21 protein-coding genes are annotated in these 19,330 nt (G+C 64.6%); 15 read left to right on the top strand and 6 right to left on the bottom strand.

Annotated elements, in window-relative coordinates; genetic code table 11:
* Positions 1-247 precede the first annotated feature (247 nt).
* From ACREE8_RS16975 to ACREE8_RS16985, 3 genes are all read left to right on the top strand, one after another.
* Positions 248-688, top strand: coding sequence for an EF-hand domain-containing protein (locus ACREE8_RS16975; RefSeq protein WP_431574189.1), 441 nt, complete (start codon positions 248-250; stop codon positions 686-688).
* A gap of 188 nt (positions 689-876) precedes the next feature.
* Positions 877-1,506: a FecR family protein gene (locus ACREE8_RS16980; RefSeq protein WP_431574190.1), complete on the top strand. Its 630-nt coding sequence runs from the start codon at positions 877-879 to the stop codon at positions 1,504-1,506.
* Between the two features lie 4 nt (positions 1,507-1,510).
* Entirely contained in the window at positions 1,511-3,463 is a 1,953-nt protein-coding gene (locus tag ACREE8_RS16985; RefSeq protein ID WP_431574191.1) for a CHASE2 domain-containing protein, read from the top strand.
* On the opposite strand, the gene ACREE8_RS16990 is transcribed toward ACREE8_RS16985, so the two are convergent.
* Both ACREE8_RS16990 and ACREE8_RS16995 read right to left on the bottom strand, forming a co-directional pair.
* Positions 3,460-4,464, bottom strand: coding sequence for an isopenicillin N synthase family dioxygenase (locus tag ACREE8_RS16990; RefSeq protein WP_431574192.1), 1,005 nt, complete (start codon positions 4,462-4,464; stop codon positions 3,460-3,462). The two genes, ACREE8_RS16985 and ACREE8_RS16990, sit on opposite strands and share 4 nt — an antisense overlap.
* Before the next feature lie 212 nt (positions 4,465-4,676).
* A complete protein-coding gene (locus ACREE8_RS16995; RefSeq protein WP_431574193.1) occupies positions 4,677-6,617 on the bottom strand; it encodes an alpha/beta fold hydrolase in 1,941 nt (646 codons plus the stop codon).
* A gap of 317 nt (positions 6,618-6,934) precedes the next feature.
* On the opposite strand from ACREE8_RS16995, the gene ACREE8_RS17000 reads away from it, so the two are divergent.
* Together ACREE8_RS17000 and ACREE8_RS17005 are read left to right on the top strand one after the other, a co-directional pair.
* Positions 6,935-7,348 (top strand): tail fiber domain-containing protein, encoded by a 414-nt coding sequence (locus tag ACREE8_RS17000; protein ID WP_431574194.1) that lies wholly within the window; start codon positions 6,935-6,937, stop codon positions 7,346-7,348.
* Between the two features lie 3 nt (positions 7,349-7,351).
* On the top strand, positions 7,352-7,741 hold the full coding sequence (locus ACREE8_RS17005; protein WP_431574195.1) for a nuclear transport factor 2 family protein: 390 nt from the start codon (positions 7,352-7,354) through the stop codon (positions 7,739-7,741).
* 67 nt (positions 7,742-7,808) lie between these two features.
* Here the strand turns inward: ACREE8_RS17005 and ACREE8_RS17010 are convergent, their stop codons facing one another.
* The gene (locus ACREE8_RS17010; RefSeq protein ID WP_431574196.1) at positions 7,809-8,660 is read right to left on the bottom strand and encodes an undecaprenyl-diphosphate phosphatase; all 852 of its coding nucleotides are present in this window, start codon (positions 8,658-8,660) and stop codon (positions 7,809-7,811) included.
* A 179-nt stretch (positions 8,661-8,839) separates the two neighbouring features.
* Here ACREE8_RS17010 and ACREE8_RS17015 point away from each other — a divergent pair, with 179 nt between their 5' ends.
* The gene (locus ACREE8_RS17015) at positions 8,840-9,901 is read left to right on the top strand and encodes an SDR family oxidoreductase (RefSeq protein WP_431574197.1); all 1,062 of its coding nucleotides are present in this window, start codon (positions 8,840-8,842) and stop codon (positions 9,899-9,901) included.
* Between the two features lie 24 nt (positions 9,902-9,925).
* Here the strand turns inward: ACREE8_RS17015 and ACREE8_RS17020 are convergent, their stop codons facing one another.
* Positions 9,926-10,414, bottom strand: a complete 489-nt coding sequence (locus tag ACREE8_RS17020) for a PAS domain-containing protein (RefSeq protein ID WP_431574198.1) — start codon at positions 10,412-10,414, stop codon at positions 9,926-9,928.
* Between the two features lie 155 nt (positions 10,415-10,569).
* A complete protein-coding gene (locus ACREE8_RS17025; RefSeq protein WP_431574199.1) occupies positions 10,570-11,034 on the bottom strand; it encodes a thermonuclease family protein in 465 nt (154 codons plus the stop codon).
* Positions 11,035-11,303: 269 nt separating this feature from the next.
* On the opposite strand from ACREE8_RS17025, the gene ACREE8_RS17030 reads away from it, so the two are divergent.
* On the top strand, positions 11,304-12,842 hold the full coding sequence (locus ACREE8_RS17030; RefSeq protein WP_431574200.1) for a porin: 1,539 nt from the start codon (positions 11,304-11,306) through the stop codon (positions 12,840-12,842).
* Between the two features lie 44 nt (positions 12,843-12,886).
* Here ACREE8_RS17030 and ACREE8_RS17035 read toward each other — a convergent pair whose 3' ends face one another.
* The gene (locus ACREE8_RS17035) at positions 12,887-13,384 is read right to left on the bottom strand and encodes a hemerythrin domain-containing protein (RefSeq protein ID WP_431574201.1); all 498 of its coding nucleotides are present in this window, start codon (positions 13,382-13,384) and stop codon (positions 12,887-12,889) included.
* A gap of 288 nt (positions 13,385-13,672) precedes the next feature.
* On the opposite strand from ACREE8_RS17035, the gene ACREE8_RS17040 reads away from it, so the two are divergent.
* The 8 genes from ACREE8_RS17040 to ACREE8_RS17075 all read left to right on the top strand — a co-directional run.
* Positions 13,673-14,926 (top strand): tyrosine-type recombinase/integrase, encoded by a 1,254-nt coding sequence (locus ACREE8_RS17040; protein ID WP_431574202.1) that lies wholly within the window; start codon positions 13,673-13,675, stop codon positions 14,924-14,926.
* Positions 14,923-15,612, top strand: a complete 690-nt coding sequence (locus ACREE8_RS17045; RefSeq protein WP_431574203.1) for a hypothetical protein — start codon at positions 14,923-14,925, stop codon at positions 15,610-15,612. Before ACREE8_RS17040 ends, ACREE8_RS17045 begins: the two co-directional genes overlap by 4 nt.
* Before the next feature lie 89 nt (positions 15,613-15,701).
* Positions 15,702-15,992 carry a hypothetical protein gene (locus tag ACREE8_RS17050; protein ID WP_431574204.1) on the top strand — a complete coding sequence of 97 codons (291 nt, stop codon included), beginning with the start codon at positions 15,702-15,704 and terminating at the stop codon, positions 15,990-15,992.
* A gap of 5 nt (positions 15,993-15,997) precedes the next feature.
* Positions 15,998-16,303 carry a PC4/YdbC family ssDNA-binding protein gene (locus ACREE8_RS17055; protein ID WP_431574205.1) on the top strand — a complete coding sequence of 102 codons (306 nt, stop codon included), beginning with the start codon at positions 15,998-16,000 and terminating at the stop codon, positions 16,301-16,303.
* Between the two features lie 217 nt (positions 16,304-16,520).
* Positions 16,521-18,122 carry a DUF3631 domain-containing protein gene (locus ACREE8_RS17060; RefSeq protein ID WP_431574206.1) on the top strand — a complete coding sequence of 534 codons (1,602 nt, stop codon included), beginning with the start codon at positions 16,521-16,523 and terminating at the stop codon, positions 18,120-18,122.
* Positions 18,119-18,373, top strand: coding sequence for a hypothetical protein (locus tag ACREE8_RS17065; RefSeq protein WP_431574207.1), 255 nt, complete (start codon positions 18,119-18,121; stop codon positions 18,371-18,373). The genes ACREE8_RS17060 and ACREE8_RS17065 overlap by 4 nt, the downstream gene beginning before the upstream one ends.
* Before the next feature lie 11 nt (positions 18,374-18,384).
* A complete protein-coding gene (locus ACREE8_RS17070) occupies positions 18,385-18,666 on the top strand; it encodes a hypothetical protein (RefSeq protein ID WP_431574208.1) in 282 nt (93 codons plus the stop codon).
* Between the two features lie 99 nt (positions 18,667-18,765).
* On the top strand, positions 18,766-19,330 hold a 565-nt coding region (locus tag ACREE8_RS17075; protein ID WP_431574209.1), incomplete at its 3' end, for an HK97 family phage prohead protease.

Genomic DNA, 19,330 nt, shown 5'->3' on the forward strand with positions numbered 1-19,330 from the left:
CGGCAGGACTTGCCGGATCCCCAGGCTGGTTTTGCCGCGTGAGACCGGTGCTCTCGATCGATGGCACGGCGCCTTCCCAGGCGCGCCGCGGCTCTAACGCGCCGGATTTACTGATTAAATTTGGCGCCATCTTTGCTTGCTGATGGCGTGGGCCGATCGGAGCCCCGGCGCGGCTTCTCGTGCCGGGACGGGGACCCGGCTGGCCCAGCCTTGCTGCGGAAAATCAAAAGAAGAAGGAGAATCCACCATGATTTCCGGAGTGGGTGGCGCGTCATCGATCGACGCGACCACGCTGAACAAGATGTTCTCGCGGCTGGATACAAACCAGGACGGGGTCGTGAGCCAGGCAGAGTTCGATGCTGGCTCTCCGTCGCCGTCGGCGGCTTCCAAAGCGGACCAGATGTTCAAAGCCTTCGATACCGATGGCGATGGACAGATGACCCAGTCCGAATTGGCGACCGGCTTCGAGAAGATGAGCTCTGCGATGAAGAGCGTGTTGCTGGGATCCCAGGACGTCTCCGGTTCCGGAGCGTCCGGCAGTGATTCTGCATCAAGCATCACGCAGCAGCTGCTCGACACGCTGACCTCCTCCGACAATTCGTCGAAGACGGGGTTGGACGCGTCGACCCAGCAGAGCCTGCTGTCGGCGCTGCTGGGCCTGCAGGAGAACGGATCGCAGGCCGCCTGATCCAGGCTGCCGGCGATTCCGGAGCCCCACCGCGGCGATCCGATCGCGGTGGGGCCGCCGGGCCCGCCCCGCCACCACCCCCGACCATGATCAATTTGTGCTAGCCGCCCGCAGGGCCTCCAGGCCTTGTGAGAGGCCAGCCCCAGGCGATAGCCTTTCAACGGGTGATTGGGAACCGGGAGCAGGCCATGCGAATCAATCGGCGGGTCTGGTTGCGCGCCATGTTCGCGGCGATCGCGCTGGGCGGTTTCACGCGGCGGCTGGCCGCGCAAGACGCGGTCGGCGAGGTGGTACGGATCCAGGGTCATGTCGCCAAGACCCGGGGCAGCGGCGAGACGGCGCTGGCTGCCGGCGACAAGGTCGCGGTCGGCGACAGCATCGTCACGGGCGAGGACGGCAAGGTCGATCTGCGCTTCACCGACGGCTCGCTGCTTACGGTCGGCCCCTCGAGCCGGGTCGAGGTCGCCCGCTTTGCACCGAAGGCGGGGGGCGGGAGTGGCGAGGCTTTGCTGTCCCTCCTGAGCGGGATCATCAAGCTGATCGTCGATGACGGCACACGCTGGGGCCGCTTTGCGGTCCAGACCGAGACAGCGGTCGCGGCGGTTCGCGGCACCGAATGGCTGGTCGAGGCGGCCAAGGATACGAGCGCGGTCCTGGTCCTGAGCGGGACAGTCGAGGTCGCGAGCCGCAGCCCCGGTCCGGTTTTCAAGCTGGGCCCGGGTCAGGGCACCGACATCAAAGCCGGCGCCGCACCGACGCCGCCCAAGATCTGGGGCGCGGCCCGGCGCCAGAAAGCCCTCGCGCGCGTGACCTGGTGACCCCATGACGGCAACGGAGGCGAACCGGCCGGAGAAACACCGGATCCGGTGGACCGCCGTGGTCGCGATCGCGGCCCTCATCGTCCTGGTGCTGATCCATCGGTACGGATTGCCTTTGTTCGACGGCATCGAAGGCACGACCCTCGACGCGCGCTTCAAGCTTCGTGGCAGCCTGCCGATGCCGACCGACGTGGTGATCGTCGCCGTCGACGAGCGCACATTGGCCGAGGTGGGACGATGGCCCTTGCCCCGCGCCCAGATCGCGGCGGCGCTCGACAAGCTGCGGCAGCTGGGTGCCCGCAGTGTCGGGCTCGACCTTCTGCTGAGCGAACGCGAAGGCGCCAGTGACGGCATCAGCTTATCGGTCGGCGATCTGGCGCTGCGCGACTCCCTGATGCGCCAAGGGCGCGTCGCGCTGGCGATGGCGGCTTTGCTCGAGCTCTCGGCGACAGCCGGTCAAAAGACGCTGGATGACCTTGCGACACTGGGCTATCGCGTGGTGTCGCGTCCGGCCACTGGCGGTTTCGACCCGCCGCGCGCGACCGGGGCCCTGCTGCCGATCGAGCCTTTCCGCCAGGCCGCCATCGTCGGCCATGTGAATCTCGCATCGGACCGGACCGGGGCGCAGCGCAGCTACCAGCCGGCGATCGCCATCGGCGAGGTGCTGATTCCGGCCTTCGCGGTTCAGCTGGCACGGCTGCAACTGGGTCTCGGCGAGAACCAGATCGCCCTGTCGATGGACGGACAATTGCAGCTGGGCGACCGGAAGATCCCGCTCGACAACGATCTGAGCATGCCGATCGACTATTACGGCCCGGCCGGCAGCATCGCCACCGTGTCGCTCGCCGATCTCATGGCGGGCAAGGTTCCAGCCGATGCGATCTCGGGGCGCGCGGTGCTGCTTGGCGGCACCGCCCTCGGCCTGGGCGATCGCAGCATCACGCCCTTCACGCGCGAGCTGCCCGGCGTCGAGGTTCTGGCGACGGCCACGGCCAATCTGCTGCATGGGCCAAGACTGCTGAGAACGGGCGCTCTGCGCGCCTGGGAGTTCGGCGCGATTCTGCTTTTGGCGGGGTTGACCTGGATCACCGCCAATCTGCGCAATCCGCGCCTGGCGCTCATCGGCACGCTGGTTGTGGTGCTGATCTGGCCGGTCCTGACCACGCTGGCCTTCACGCAGTTCAATCTTTGGATCAACATGGCGGTGCCGACCTTCGCCGCCGTCATGACCGCGGCCATCGTGCTGCTGGGCCGTGTCGGCCGGGAGCTGCGGTTGCGGCGCGAGGCCGAGCGCCAGCGCGGCAACCTCGCGCGTTATGTCCCACCTTCGATGGCCGAGCAGATGGCGTCGGAGGAAAAGCCCGGCTTCTATGAGCGCGAGCAGCCTGCGGCGATCCTCTTTGTCGATCTCGCCGGCTTCACGCGGCTGAGCGAGCGGCTCTCGCCCGCCGAGACGGCGGAGTTCCTCAAGGAGTTCCATGGCCGGCTCGAGGAGGTCGTGACGGCCCATGGCGGGGTGATCGAGCAGTTCGTCGGCGATGGCGCCATGGTGATCTTCGGCCTGCCCCAGCCGAAACCGGAGGACCCTGTTTCGGCGCTGGCCTGCACCCGCGCCCTGATCACGGCGTTGGCGGGCTGGCATCCGGAGCTCAAGCCGCGCGCGGGCCTGCATTTCGGGCCGGTGGCGATGGCCCGATTGGGCGGCGCGGCGCAGTCGCAGCTCGCGGCGGCTGGCGACATCGTCAATGTCGCGAGCCGCCTCGAAGCCTTCGCCAAGGCGAAGGACGCCGCCATCGCCATGTCGGATTCCGCCATGCGTGCGGTGGCCGCCGCAGGCCGCAAGGATCTTCAGGCCGGATTCAGGGTTCTGGACAATCAACCGATCCCGGGCCGGGAAGGCCGCGTCACCGTGTGGATCGCGCCGATGGAAGCGCTGATCGAGGCGACCGGTGCTTAACGGCGGGTCGCCCGCCTTTCGAGCCCGCGGAACTCGACGAACTTGACCATCCGCTCCCAGAGATAATCGCCATAGAGGAAGGGTGCCATGGCGGGTCGTCCCGAGGTCGAGAGAGGCTGGATAAGGGCGTCCGCGCGCGGCTCGAAGAAGAACGGGATCGAGAGGCGGGGACTCGCGGCGGCGAGCACGCGATGCTCGGTCGCGCGGACCCGGCCTTCGGTCCAGAGCTCCAGCAGCTTGCCGAAATTGACGACGAGCGAACGGGGTCGGGGTGGCACGTCGAGCCATTGTCCGTCGCGCCCGCGTGCCTGCAGCCCGCCGGTCGAATCCTGGTTGAGCAAGGTGAGGATCCCGGAATCGGTGTGCGGCGCTCCGACCAGTTGGCGGGCTGCGCCCTCATGCTCGATAGCGATGGCCGGCTCCGCACCGATGAAGGATTCCGGTGGGCGCAACGGATAATGGATCAGGCGCAGGGTGGAGATGCCGCCTTGCGCGAAGGGCGCCGCGAAAACGGCTTCGTCGACGGCGAGGCCGCGCGCGAGCGACCCCATCAGCAAGCCCGCGACCTGCTCCATCGCGCGGTAATAGCGCGCCGCCGCCTCGCGCCAGCCGGGCAGGCCGCGCTCGTCGGGCAGGGGCGTAGGCTCCAGCAGCGGATCGCCATCGGCCCGGAGGCGCGAGCCGTCGACCAGATCGGGCCCGAGATCGATGCCTTCCTTGTAGGTGGCCGCCCCGTTCTGCACCGGAAAATAGCCACGATAGACGTTGGCATTCTCGGGCGCGAATTTCTGCCGCCATAAGCGCCGCTTTTGCGGCTCGGGAAGAGCGAAGATCGCCGCCAGATCGGCGCGGCTCTGCTCGTCGAGCGGGATGTCGCGGCGCAGGCCGGTGACGATCACGAATCCCGGCCCCGTCGCCGCGGCCGCGAGTGTCCGGTCGACGGCGCTTCGGCGTTCGTCATCGACGCCGAACAGGGGCGAGATATCCAGGATGGGGATCATTAGCGCTGGATTCTAAGGCGTTTGCGGCCCGCCGGCATGGCGAAAGAAAAACTTAAGCCTGCGCATAATTAATCTCTATTCATTCAGTCGGGATTTGAGGATAGCCTCGATTCAGATCGTGGAGCGGTTTCACGATCAGCCTCTGCTGTGCGTTCCTCCTTAAAGGCGTCGGTGGCCAAAGCCATCGGCGCCATTTTTTTAGAACCGGGGCTTCAGCGCGCGGGCGGTCTCGGCGTGGTCAAATCCTTGCCGTCATACTCGCCGCCCAGGCTGGTCGCCTGGGTGACCCAGTCATGATGGTAGTTCAGATGCCCCTCATGCGAGCCGGTCACGTCGATCGCGAGCGTGATGTCGTCGCTGTCGTCGCTCTCCTGATGAGCGGAGGCGGTGCCGGAGATGCGAAGCCCGGCCCATAAGGCGCAATTCTGGAATCGATATTCGCGTCCGGTCTTGGTCTCGCGTGCTTCGATCTTGCCGCCGTGATCGCAGCCGATCGAAACCGGATCGGAGCCGAGGTCCCAGAAGAATTCCGGGAAACGCTCGAGCTCGACCTCGACACCGCGCGCGACCTTGAGCGGATCCTTGGCGTCGGCGGGATCGCGCAGGGTGAGAGGCACGTAGCTGCGCGTGAGCGCCGTATCGCAGATCTGCTCATGCGCGATCGGGGTCTGGTCGTCGAGCATCAGTCCCAGCACGATCTTGTCGGGGCAGCCTTCGTCGCGGCCCATGATGACGTGGGGTCCGCCCTGCATGGTGATCATGTAGCCGTTCTTGACGCGATCGAACACGGCATAGCCGTTCGAGATCGGCGTGGCGGGATCGGCATCCGAATTGAGGATCACGGTGGGATAGCTGCCGCCGATGAAAGGCTTGGGCCGGCCGACCTTGCCCTTGGCGGGCCAGAAGGCGCAGGGCAGCCGGTCCGAGACATAGAGCTGCGGGAAATGCGGGAACTCGGATGACCGGGTCTTCGCCTCGGCGAGGATCGACTTGGCCAGCGCGGTCGGATCGGAGCCTTGCTCGGCATAATCCTGACAGCTGATGCCGTAATAGGCGCCGAGATAGAAGCCGCTATAGCCCAGCGCCTCAAGCGTCTCGGGATCCAGGGCGAGGTTGTAATAGGCCAGGCGCAGCATCGGCACGAGATTGCCGCGACCCGCGGCCGCGAGCGCGCGGACGAAGTCGCGCCGGTCGCCGGGCCCGTAGAGCGCGCTGAAGGCAGCCCCTTCGAGCATCCCGTGGGTGAGCTGCCGCGAGGTCGGGCCATCCGGCAGCGGATAATCGACCGTGATCGGGCCCTTGGCGAGCCGGGCGAGCAGCTCGTCATAGACCGCCGCCGCGGGCTTGGTCATGTCGCCATGGCAGCTCGCCTTCTCGTCGCAGGCGGCGAAGACGCGCGCGAGGATGCTTTCGGCGGTGCGGCTGTCCTCTGCCGAATAGCCCTGGGAGTCGAGATTGGTGTCGATGACGCCGTCGAGGATCACGCCCGCGATCGCGTCGGGAAACGCGACGGCATATTGCTGGGCGAACTGGGTGCCGTAGCTTTCGCCATAGAGCCAGACCTTGGGCGCGCCGATCGCCTGGCGGAAGGTCTCCAGATCGCGGATCGCCTGCTCGGTGCCGAGATAGGGCAGGAGATCGCCATGCTTCATCTCCTTCACGCAACCGGCGACGAAGGTCTTGGTGAGGTCGATGGCATCGTCGGGCTTGTCGAGGTCGATCGTCGCCATGTCGTAGACGGCGCTGGCCTTCGGGCAATCCATCGCGTTGCGGTCGCCGGTGCCGCGCTGATCGAGAAAGACGATGTCCATCTCCTGGCCCAGCCGGGATTCGTGATCCGACAGCGAATCCTCCGCCGCCTCGAGGCCGCTGCTGCCGGGACCGCCCACCAGATAGATCAGCAGGCCTTTGCTCGGCTTCTCCGCGAAATGCACCGCGAAGTCGATATCGACATGACCCTTGGGATCGTTGCCGAGCTGATCGAGCGGCATGGTCAGGGTGACGCAGGTGAGCTTGCTGTCCTTGCAGCGATGCGCACCGAGCTTGTCGAGCGCCGCTTCCAGCTTGTTGGAGCTGGGACTGGAGGTGCTCTTGGGTGGGGTCGACGCGGTCAGGAACAGGAGGGCCGCCGCCGCGGAGAGGGCGGAGGCCAAGCGGAGCCAGGGCGAGGAGGGCATCATTGGGCCTTGAAGAATGGACGTTCGGTCATGCAATCACGCCCTTGCCCTCATGTGCAACCTGCAGGTGATAAGCGAATGGAAACATGCTGCGATCGTTACCGGAATCGCAAGCTTGGCCGCGGTGCGGTGAATTCTTGGACATCACACGGCGCTGTGAATCGGGGGCTTCGTGCATTTGATATAATTGCCGCCATTGACCTGGACCGCAACGCGGTCGCGGCCTCGGCATGGTTGCCGATCGCGGTCGGACCCGCTTCGGAAGGGTCGCTCAGCAATGTCAAAGGTCTTCGATGTCCATAACCAGCCCACGTCTCCTGCTGCCATTGGTCGCCTTGCTCGCGCTCGGCGCCTGCTCCACCGAACAGCACGCCGATCCGCAATTGAGCCAGATGTACAAATGCAACGGTGCCGCTACCGACGACAGCTACTCCATATGCGATAAGAAAACCCACCTGAATCAGCCTTTCGTTCCGCCGCACCACAACATGGTCTCGGACATGCGGGCCAAGGAGGATATCCGCCTGGTCGGGCGGACCTTCGACGGGCTGAATGTCTATACCTTCCGCTATAAGGGCGATGACGTCACGCAGATGGGCGTCATGGCCCAGGAGGTGCAGAAGGTCCATCCCGACGCGGTGGTGCCGCTCGCCGACGGCTATCTGTCGGTGGATTACAGCCGCATCGGCACGCCCGCGGCGCCCTGACCCATGTGCGGGATCATGGCCGTCGATCCGGTGCAGTATGGTGCGCATTGGGTCGCCGCCTGGAACCGGCGGGACATCGACGCGATCCTGGCCGATTACGCCGAGGATGCGGTCTTCGTCAGCCCGCGGGCCCTGGCCATCACTGGCTGCGCCGAGCTGCATGGCAAGCCGGCGCTGGCGTCCTACTGGCGCCGGGCCTCGGCGGCCATCGCCTCGCTGCATTTCTCGCTCGACCGCAGCGTCTGGGATCCCGAATGCCGGGCGCTCGCCGTTCTCTATCGCGCCGAGATCGACGGACAGCGTCTCTATGCGGCCGAGTTCATCGAGCTCGACGAAGCCGGGCTGATCCGTCGTGGCGAGGCGATCTACGGAACGTCACCCTCGCCAGGGTGAGCGTCGCATCCTGGTGAGGCAACGACCTCGATCCGGCCGGTCATCCTGCTGTCGCGGCCTATGCGGCTCAGCGTCCGAGGGCCAAAACACCCAGTGCAAGAATGCCGATGGCCCAGCAGTAATAGGCGAAGGGAGCGAGGGCCTGAAAGTCGTGCTTCTTGAAATGGCGCATCAGGAACCAGACCGAGACAAAGGCGACAATGCCGGCCACGAGTCCCGATAGCAGGGCGAGCTCGGTGATGCCGCCGCCGTCCGGCCCGTGCAGCATCCTGGGGATTTCGAGGACGGCAGCGCCGAGGATGATCGGCGTCGCGATCAGAAACGAGAAGTGTGCCGCCGCCTCATGATGGAGGCCGCGCAGAAGGCCGCCCACCATGGTTGCACCCGAGCGCGAGATGCCGGGGATCAGCGCCCCGCATTGACAGAGCCCGACGATCAGCGCGTCGCGCCAGCCCATCTGTTGCAGGTCGCTTCCGTCGGCTCGATTGAGGGCAGCCCGTCGCAAGCGATCGCCAAAAAAGAGGATGAATCCGTTCACGATCAGGAATGGCGCGGCGACGAGCGGTGTGCCGAAAAGATGGCGCAGCGGCTTCTCCAAAGCGAAGCCGAAGATCACGGCCGGGATCGTCGCGATCAGGATCAAGCCCGTCAGACGGCGACCCGCGGCGCACGCCTCCGGCGAACCGATTCCGATGAGCGCCGAGGCCAGGCCCACCCAATCGCGCCAGAAATAGAGCAGCAGCGCGGCCGCCGTGCCGACATGGAGAACGACCAAGAAGGGCAGGAAAGAAGGGCCGCTCTGGTCCATGTCCCAACCCAGCAGTGCCGGGAAGATGACCGCATGTCCCAGGCTGCTCACGGGGAAGAGTTCGCTGGCGCCCTGCAGGGCGGCGACGATGAATGCTTGCAGCCAGGACATGGCGGATCCTCAATTTGATAGGGCGGGAAATACCGCGGCGGGCCGGCGAAGCTAAACCATCGAATGAGGCGGGAGCGTGACATTGATGAGCTGCTGCGTCAGGGCGATGGGAGCGCTTGGCGTCGGTGTTCTTGCCGGCTACCTTGGGTCTCTTCATCGAGACGTAAGGGAGACGAAGCATGACGCGGACGGCGCTTGTGGTCGGTGCCAGCGGCATCGTCGGCAATAATCTCGCCCGGCGATTGACGGGTCGGGGCTGGAAGGTGCATGGGCTCGCGCGGAAGCCGACGGCGATCGACGGCGTGAGGCCGGTCGCCGCCGACCTGCTCGACCCGGCCTCGCTCAAGACGGCCTTGGCCGGGCTCAAGCCTTCCCATGTCTTCCTCTGCAGCTGGCTGCGGCAGGCGAGCGAGGCGGAGAACATCCGCGTCAACAGCGCGATGGTCCGGAATCTGCTCGATGTCCTTTCGCAGACAGGCTCGGTCCAGCACACCGCCCTGGTGACGGGCCTCAAGCATTATCTCGGGCCGTTCGAGAACTACGGAAAGGGCAACCTCCCGGCGACGCCGTTCCGGGAAAGCCAGGCCCGCCTCGATGTCGAGAATTTCTACTATGCCCAGGAGGACGAGCTCTTCGCCGCCGCCGCGCGGGGCGGGTTCGGCTGGAGCGTCCACCGGCCGCACACGATCGTCGGCTTTGCCATCGGCAATGCCATGAATATGGGCGTGACCCTCGCGGTCTATGCCGAGATCCAGCGCGAGCGCGGCCAGCCCCTGAAGTTCCCGGGCCACGCCGTGCAATGGAACGGCCTGACCGACATGACCGACGCGCGGCTGCTGGCCTCGCATCTGGAATGGGCGGCGACCGAGCCCGCCGCCCGCAACCAGGCTTTCAACATCGTCAATGGCGATGTTTTCCGCTGGAGCTGGATGTGGGGCTGCCTCGCCTCCTGGTTCGGCCTCGAGGCAGCACCTTTTCGGGGCGAGGGCGAGCCGCTCGAGCGTCAGCTGGCCGATGCCGGTCCGCTATGGACGGCGATCGCCCGCAAGCAGGGGCTGGTCGAGCCCGACCTGGGGCGGCTGGCCTCGCCCTGGCACAGCGATGCGGATCTGGGGCGTATCGTCGAGGTCGTCACCGACATGTCGAAGAGCCGCAAGCTGGGCTTCCTCGACTATCAGGCGACCGACGAGTCCTTCTTCGACCTGTTCGCGGAGCTCCGGCAGCGGCGCATCATTCCGTGAGGCTCGAGGTCGAAGCCTCCATCGTCAGCACAGCGGGAAAGGATCGGAGTTCACGTCTGACGCGAAGGCCGGATCGGCCAGGGTGAAGCTGCGGCCGCAGAGGATCATGTTGACCTGGCCGTGCTCGTCGATCAGCGGCAGCTCGAGCGCTTCCATGGTGAGCCAGTCGGCACGGTGCCATTCCATCCGCGAGCGGCGGCGGAAGGGGCGGATTTCGGTTGCGAGCGCCCGCATCGTCTCGAGGATCTCGGCGGCCGCGGGGCCATAGAATACATCGTCCACATATTTGCCGGTGACGTTCCGGCCCAGCGTGTCGATCAGCTCGCTGCCGATCAAGCGGTGCCGGAACCGCATCGGCTCGGGCTCGACATCGATGAGATGGAGGAAGGGCAGGAGCCGGGTGATCTCGCGGGGATCGAGGTCGCGACGGCTGGGGGCCGGCCGGTTGCCGCGCTTCGCGTTCCAATAAGCGAACAGGTCGTCCAGGCGATCGTCCCAGAAAAGGCCTGCCATCCGGCGTCCCCGTTTCTCGTCGTGGCAATCGCTCGAACCGGCCGGACTGTTCTCCGCCGTCACCGAATCCCCCGATCGCGCGTGGCCGCCAGACTGGGCCGCGATGATCCGCAATGCAATCTGGTCCTAAGATAGGGGGTGGAGTGATGGGACGCTCAGGGCATCTCGAAGCTGCCGGCCCAGAGGCCCAGTTTCTGGGCTTTGGCGTGATCGGCGGCGGCGCGGTAGGTCTCGCATTTACAGTTCCGGTCCGGCACCGCCCAACCCTGACCGACCAGCTTTAATCCGGCGTCCTGGCCGGCGACGCTGCAGCGCGCGAGGCGCCGGCCCTGGGCGTCCAGGTTCGACCAGTCGCAGGTCACCTGTCGCTGCTTCAGAAGCTCGGAAAGCCTCTGGCTCGAGCGCTGCCCGCAAGCATAGTCGGCGCCGCTCGCATCCTTGCAGAGCTGGGTCAGGGCCGGGACTTCGATGTCGAGCAGCCGCAATGTCTGGCCATCGATCTCGAGAGTGGCGCCGTCGATCACCGTCGCAGCCCCCAGCAGAATTTCGGCATGGGCGGAGGGCACCGGTTGAATCAGGGTCGCGAGCGCGAAGCCCAATGTGACAATCAGCGAACGCATTCAAAGTCCTCCCTGTGACGGTCCAGCGCTGCCGCTGTGAGAGATATAGGGCGGTAACCCGGCTTCATGCCGGGGCAGCAGGAATGTTCTAGCGCAGCCGACGCCATTCCAGATTTCGTAGCCGGGATGATTTGAGAAGCCTTCACGGGGAAGCTCTCGGGCTTTGGCGTGATCGGGCATGGGAAGGCCTGCGATTATCGACAGCTTTAGCATCAAGGATCCGCTGCGTTCATCGAAATTCGCAGGACGGATCCGAAGGGCAGGGGCAAATGGGGACTGGGTTTCGTCTGGGTCGGATCGCGGTGCTGTGCGGCGCCGCCCTGGTCACGCTGGCGGTTTCTTTCCCCCACGCCGCCCTCGCGCAATCGGCGACCACCGACGGCAGCACAACGACGGACTCCCGGATCACCGCGATCGAGCAGCAGATCCAGGCCCTCCAGCAGGAGCTTTCGCGCGTCAAGGCGGACCTCAGCGCCAAGGACGAGCAGTTGAGGCAATCGCAGGAGCAGACCAAGCAGGTCCAGGCGCAGGTGGAGGCCGTTCAGAAGGAGAAGCCGCTGGTCACGTTCCCCAACGGCCGCCCCACGATCTCCAGTCAGGACGGCCAGTATTCGTTGGCGATCGGCGCCCAGGTCCAGTTCGATGTGGGCGGGTATTTCCAGAACTCGTCGAGCAACAATGCACAACCCGCGGGCGCGCAGGATCTCAACAATGGCGAGAATCTGCGTCGCGGCCGTCTCTATTTTGTCGCCAAGATGGGCGACTTCACGCTGAACGTCACGCCCGATTGGGGCGGTTCCCCTGATGGCTCGCCGACGCTCTATGAGGCGAACCTCAACTACACCGGATTCAAGCCGGTCACCGCCACCATCGGCTATTTCAAGCCCTGGCTGACGTTGCAGGATTCGATGAGCTCCAACGACTTTCTGTTCCTGGAGCGGCCGAGCATCGTCGAGATCGCGCGCAACGTCGCGGCCGGCGACGCCCGCGCCTCGGTGGGGGCCAAGGCCTCCGGCGACGACTACTTCGCCGCGCTTTATCTCACTGGCGGAACTTACGGTTCGCAAAACCCCAATCTGCTGAACGACGAGCAGACCGGGGGCACGGTGCGAGTGGCGACGCGTCCGTTTCGTGGTGATGACTGGAACGTGCATATCGGTGCCTCCGGCTCGATGGCGTTCCATCTGAACGAGAACGACGCCAATGCCGGCAGCAATCAGACGATTCAGTTGCGCGACCGGCCAGAGCTGCGCATCGACCAGAACCGTCTCATCGACACCGGCGTGATCCCGGCGAACGGCGCCGACACCTATGGCATCGAGCTTGCCGCCAACTGGAAAAACTTCCTTGTCCAGGCCGAGTATATCCGCATCGATGTCGATCAAGACCAGGTCACGGGACCATCGCCGACGCTGCATTTTCAAGGCGGCTATATAGAGGGCAGCTGGGTCATGACCGGCGAGAGCCGCCCCTACAACACCAGTGCCGCTGCCTATGGTCGCCCGTCGCCGGACCAACCCTTCAGCTTGGAGACCGGTGGCTGGGGCGCCTGGGAGCTCGCGGCGCGCTACAGCATCGCGGATCTCGACTCGCATGCGAACCATGGCACGTCGCAGACGGTTTCCGGCGGTGTCTTTGGCGGCCAGCAGCAGGTCTATTCCATCTCCCTGAGCTGGTATCCGATCAATCCGGTGCGATTCCAGCTGCAGTTCAGCTATGTCGATGTGGACCGGCTCAACTCGGCGGGAACGACGAATATTGGCCAGGATTTCGAGGATATCGCCCTGCGGACCCAGATCGCGTTCTGATCTCGGGCCTCGACGGCTCGCCCGAAAACTGCGCCTGACTTGCTCTAGATCGCGGTGCCGATGCCCAACATGTTCCGGGTCCGCTGCGACGAGGATCCAGCGTCCAACTGACGTTTCACCTCGATCAGATCCCTGCCGATGGCATCGAGATCGGCGTCCGAGGCCTGGGCGAGGGGGAACATCTCGCCTTCTTCCTCGCGGACGTGATGCTTCACATATTCGCCGAGCACGGTGACCCGCGCGTCGTAATGCGGCTCGTTGGCGCCCGTGGATTGCAGGCTGGCGATCAGTTGCTTGATCGAGTCATGCTCGATCTCCGCCTCGTCGAGGATATGGCTCTCGACGCCGGCCGCGCGGAAGGCCGGATAGGCGATCTCTTCCTCGATCGCGGCGTGGTTCTTCAGCGCCAGGCAGATATCGCCGACCAGTGCCTCCCGTTCCTTGCCAATGCAGGTCCGCTGCTTGACCTTCTCGAACAGCGCCTCGACCTCGCGGTGATCGGCCTTGAGGATGTCGATCGCGTTTAGCGCCGCGCGTGCCATGGCTCTCTCCTGAGTTTGCGTTCAAGGAACGCAACGCAGGGGATGGAGAGAGGTTCCGCGCCCAACGGCTCCAGGCGCGGGCGCGCACCCTGCGTCACCTGGCATCAAAAAGGGGCGCGGATGGCGGATGGGGTGTCCGCATCCGCCCAATCCAGCGCAGAGCAAGCTAGGCCGCTGCGCCGCAGAAACCCGCGTTCTACTGGCTCTTTCGCGTCTTGTGCTGTCCAGCGCTGGCCGCCCTAATCCACGCTTATATTGTGGGTAGAACCGTGGGTAAAGAGCGGGCGGATGGTTCGGGGTTCTAACCGGCTGACGGCATGCGCCGTGGCGAAGAAAACGAAGCCGGGTCGGTATGGCGACGGCGGCGGCCTTTGGCTGCAGATCGCGCGCGGCGGCTCCAAACAGTGGTTGCTGAGATATCAGATCCACCACCGACCCCGGGAAATGGGGTTGGGCCCGGTGAAGCTCGTGAGCCTGGCCGAGGCGAGGGAAGCCGCATGGGCTGCCCGCAAATTGATCCAATCGGGCACGGATCCTATTGAAGCCCGCCGGGCCGGGAAGCTGAAAGCGCAGATTGAGGCAGCTAAGGGTGTAAGCTTTCGAGAGTGCGGCGACGCTTATATCGAGGCGCATAAGGCCGGCTGGAAGAATGCGAAGCACGTTGCCCAGTGGTCCGCGACGCTTAAGACCTACGTCTATCCGGTCATCGGTGAGCTGCCGGTGGGAGGGGTCGATACCGGTCTCGTCCTGAAGGTCATTGAGCCGATCTGGCAACCCAAGCCTGAGACCGCGGGGCGCGTCCGAGGACGCATAGAGGCGATTCTCGACTGGGCCAAAGCGCGCGACTACAGGACCGGTGAAAACCCTGCGCGTTGGCGAGGTCACCTAGACAAGCTGCTGCCCGCCCGATCGAAGATTCGCAGTGTCAAGCATCACGCCGCGTTGCCTTTCGATGAAATACCCCGGTTCATGGCGGCCCTCCGCAAGCGCGAGGGATCTTCGGCTCGAGCCCTCGAATTCACGATCCTAACCGCCGCACGGACCGGCGCGACTGTTGGCGCTCAGTGGCACGAGATCAATCTGAAGGAGAAGATCTGGACGGTGCCTGCCGAGCGGGTTGGGGCCAAAACGACGAAGCCTCGGCGCGTCCCACTCTGCGAGCAGGCGCTCAAAATTCTCAGAGAGATTCATCGAGAGACAGACAACGATTTCGTCTTCGTCGGCGATCGCGCGGGGGAGGGCCTCAGTGATATGGCAATGGCTGAAATGCTGAAGGGCATGGGCTACGGCAGCGATCGCGCAACGGTCCATGGATTTCGAAGCAGTTTCAAGGATTGGGCTTCCGAAACCACCAACTATGCAAATGAGGTTTCGGAAGCGGCCCTATGGCATGCCGTCGCTGACAAAGTCGAGGCAGCTTATCGCAGGGGCGAGTTGTTCGAAAAGCGCCGCAGATTGATGGATGCGTGGGCGACCTATTGCGCCTCGCCGCCACGACAGAAGGCCGACACGGTGGTGGAGATGCGGCGGAGGGTGAAATGACGGCCCCCACGATGGAGCTCGCCCCGGAAGCAGTCCTTTCACCTCAGCACGGTCATTGCGGGGTCGTCGCAAGATGGATGCACTTTCCGGACAGCCCAGCCCTGCGGAGTCAGCTGGCACAAACGGAAACGGTAGAGGATTGGCTCTATAGACTTGAAGCTGGGGAAAGGTTGAGTCCGGAAGAGATCGCCAATCTTGTTCGCATAGCCCTGCATACGCCGCCGCCGGCCGATATGGCCCCCAAAATCGAGCGGCAGCAGCGGCTTGGTTACGGGGCTGGATTGGTGGTCTTCAATGCGCTTCTGGCGGCGCAACGCCGCGAGGCCGGATCGAAGGGTCGCACATTGCGAGGGATCGATCTTGCCATCTCGGGGAAAAAAGCCAGTGCCTCGAACAACGTGAACGAAATCGTTTGGAAGACCTTTCGACCCGTCGCGCATCTATGGGCAGCCTGGATCATCCTCTTCGATAAAGGGGAATGGGAAGCGCGGCCCATGCCATGCATTCCGGCTGATTTGCCGAACTTTCTCTCGCTGGCTGAAGGGGTCAGGACCCGTGCGGAGACCACAACGGCCCCGCGGAGTGGAACTGTCTTGACCCCGGGCGAGGCCGTCATGCTTCCGGATGAAGTCCGGCGGCTGTTGCCCGGTGGGCAGTTAGAGATTGAGACCAACTCTTCCGAATGAGATCGGAAAAGACATAGGTCGCCGCATCAATACATCCTCGGCCAGCGCAGCCCGGAATAGACCGGGTTCACTCCTGGAGCGAGGAATAAATGGTGCGATCGATCTTGCGGATTCGCGCGGCCTGCGCGGCCGCCAACTGCTGCAAATCCACATTCTACGAGCGGATCGGAAGGGGCATCTATCCCAAGCCCATGCGGATGGGCAGCACCGGTGAGGCCAGCGCGTGGTTCGAGGACGAAATTGAGCTGATTCAGAAGGCACTGCAGGCCGATCGCGACGGCAAGATCGAGGAGTTGCTGGCCGCAAGGCAGGCGGAGCGCGGAGAGATTGAACCCTGGCTGATCGCCTTGGCCGCTGAGCTTCGGAAGAAGGCGGCGTGACAGCCATGGACCGCCATCAATCGCTCACCAGTCGCTCGGCCGTAGCGTCAGCACCGCCGGAGCGAATTATTGGGACCCAGCGGAAAAACAACACCGAGCAGCTGCGCATCACGCGATCGCGGTGGCGTGGGGTCGAAATGCTTGGCCTACGGGTGTGGTCGCACGGTGAAGACAGCGGCCCCAGCCGCCCGACACGTGAGGGGTTGAATCTGCGGCTGGAGCTGCTGCCTGGGCTGATCCTGCTGCTTGAGCGCGCTCGCAGGGACGCTGTCGTGGCCGGCCTCCTGCTCGAAGAGGGGGCCGAAAAATGATCGAAAAAGAAGAAGCCGCCGGGCATGGGGACCTGGCGGCTTCGTTAATCTTCAACGTCAATCGGGCGATCGACGTTGAACAACTTACCCCCCGGACTCCAGTCATTCAAGCGGCCAACGCGCGCCGCTTCGCTGTGGCTTGGCTATGTGCTCGCCATGCCGTCTCGGCTTCACGCGCCGCTTTGATCGCTCACCTCGCTGGCCTCGGAGGTGAGCCATGAGCGACGGACCCGGCGTCGACGATGATCAGCCGCCCGCCCGCGACGAAGGAATGACCGCGCCAGGCGACCAGATCGAGCGGGAGAATGTCCTATTGGAACGAGCCTGGCAGAGCGGCGGCGGCGCCAGTCTCGTGGCGGCCATGCGCGAAATCCAGCAAGAGCACAATGATCCCGAAGCCATCGAGGCCCGCCTCCAGGAGCTCGCGAAGCTGCCCGCGTTCGAATACGACCGGCGGCGTGATGGTGCCGCCCACGAGCTCGGCATCCGGGTTTCCACGCTGGACAAGTTGGTGGAGCGTCAGCGTCCGGAACAGACCGAAGCCGCCGATGAAGATCCGTTCGGCTGGGCAGTTGAGCCATCGTCTAACCCACAAAACGGCGCCAGCCTTCTGGATGATCTGGTAGCCGAGTTTTCGGCTCGCGTGATCCTTCCGCAGCATGGCGCGGCGGCTATGGCTCTGTGGGTGCTGCATTCGTGGCTAATCGAGGCGGCCTACCATACGCCGTTCCTGGCGTTCTCTTCACCCGAACCAAGGTGTGGGAAAAGCTCCGCCTTGGCCGCCGTGGCTGGCTTCTGCTCGAGGCCTCTGACTGCATCAAATATCACGGCCGCAGCGGTTTTCCGAACGATCGAGCGTTGGTCACCATCGCTGATCATTGATGAGGCCGATTCCTTTGTTCGTGACAATGAAGAGCTGCGAGGCATTCTGAATTCCGGTCACTCACGGCCCACGGCATTCGTAATCCGGCTGGTTGGTGAGGAACATGAGCCGACTCGGTTTACGACCTGGTGTCCGAAAGCCATCGCGCTGATCGGCAGCCTGCCGACGACCCTGCACGACCGAGCGATCGTGGTGCCGATGCGCCGAAAGTTGCCGGGAGAGAAGGTAGCCAAGCGATCGTTATCGGATGGCGATCGTCAGAAGGTGCTGCGCGCCCGGGTGGCGCGGTGGGCAGCCGACAACGCGATCCGGGCTCGCAACCTGACGCCTGTGCTACCGGATGGCCTCAATGATCGCGCCGCGGACAACTGGTCATCGCTCATAGCGATCGCGGATCTCGCTAGTGGAGCCTGGCCGGGTCGAGCTCGAGCAGCGGCGATGGGTTTGTCGGCAGGGGACAGCGAGGCCGCCTCGGTAAAGGCGATGCTGCTGGCGGACATCCGCAGCACATTTGAGGCGAAGCGGGTGGAGAAGGTGACATCGGCCGAATTGGTAGCGGCGCTGGTCGAGATGGAGGGGCGTCCGTGGCCTGACTGGAAGGGTAAGCCCATGAGTGCCCCGCAGCTCGCGCGAGCCCTCGCGCCGTTCAGCATCGCGCCGAGCACGATCCGCACCGCCTTGAAGACCCAGAAGGGCTATCACCGTCGGCAGTTCGACGACGCGTTCTCTCGTTATCTGCAAGCACCCCCCTCTGAAGCCGTAACAGAGGCACAAGCCGCAGGGCCGTTGGGTTGTGACGGTTTGGAAAGCGTAACAACGGGAGGCGATGTTACGGATTGGGAACCGTCACAACCGGCAGAAAGCCTGGGGCGTGACGATGTTACGGATCAAATCCCCCTTACCCAGGAAGAAGGAGACGATCGGTGGGAAACGTGACCGATACCGCCAAGGACGCGCAGGCCGAACGGGTTGGCCGAATATCGATCGCGTTCCAGGAATTCGGCGCGAACATGGTGCGGCGCGGCGTCGATGAAACCACGGTTATTCAAGGCGTCTGCTCTGCGACCATCACGCTGCTGGTCGGCAGTCTCGGCATCGCCGGCGCAGTCGCCGCCCTACGCGAGGCGGCGAGCGACCTAGCCGCCGTCGAAACGGCGACAACCCCACCACCCGCCAAGAAGCACTGAAGGAGAGCGACATGAAAAAGGACAACCCGGACGTGATGCTCGAGTTGCCACCGGTTAGCGAAGCGACCGCGAATGCCTTGGGCGCCAGCTTCATCGCCACTGCCAAAGCGATGATCAGATTCGGCTACCCTCCGGACGCACTGGCTCGGGCGCTAATCGGGATCGGTGCCAGCCTCGCAGCTGATGTGTTCGGGCGCGAGATGGCCGCTCGGGAGCTGGAAACGGCGGCGGGACGGGTCCGCGCGCTGCCACCCGATGATCCGCTCGATGCGCCATCTGCCGGCCGGGCTTGAAACGATGGCGGCGGGCCGATACATTCGAGATGGACGTGATCGGCGCGACGCCGACGCAGCCCTTGCCACCACCGGCGCGATGCCGGGAACGCGAGCGACATGGAAACGGGCACCTACGGGCGGCCCGAACCTCTTCGCGATCAGCGTGGCCCAATGACAGCTTCCCTCGAGTTCCTCACCTCGATCCAGTTCAAGCTTGCCAGCGCGACCGGCGAGATCACGGGCTATGGCTCTACCTTCGGTGGGGTCGATTTCGTTGGCGATAGCGTGGCGCCTGGCGCCTTCGCAAAGAGCCTAGCCGAGCATCGCGCCGCCGGCAGCATGCCCGCCTTACTGTGGCAGCACGACCCTGGTCAACCGATCGGTGTCTGGCTCGAGGCGCGCGAGGATCAAAAGGGCCTTTGGCTGCGGGGCAAGCTCACCCTCGAAGTACCGCGCGCCGCGGAAGCGCGCGCATTGGCCAAAGACGGCGCCCTGGCGTTATCGATGGGCTTTCGTTCGCGGGATGCAATCTTCGAAAAGGGCCGTCGTATCCTGAAGGATGTTCAGCTCTTCGAGGTCAGCTTGGTCTCAGTACCGGCCAACCCCGAGGCCCGGCTCACCAGCATCAAGAGCGCGATCGAGGCCGGAGAGATCACCCCCAGACTTGTTGAGCGGATCCTGC

Source organism: Hypericibacter sp. (assembly GCF_050729195.1).
Taxonomy (GTDB): domain Bacteria; phylum Pseudomonadota; class Alphaproteobacteria; order Dongiales; family Dongiaceae; genus Hypericibacter.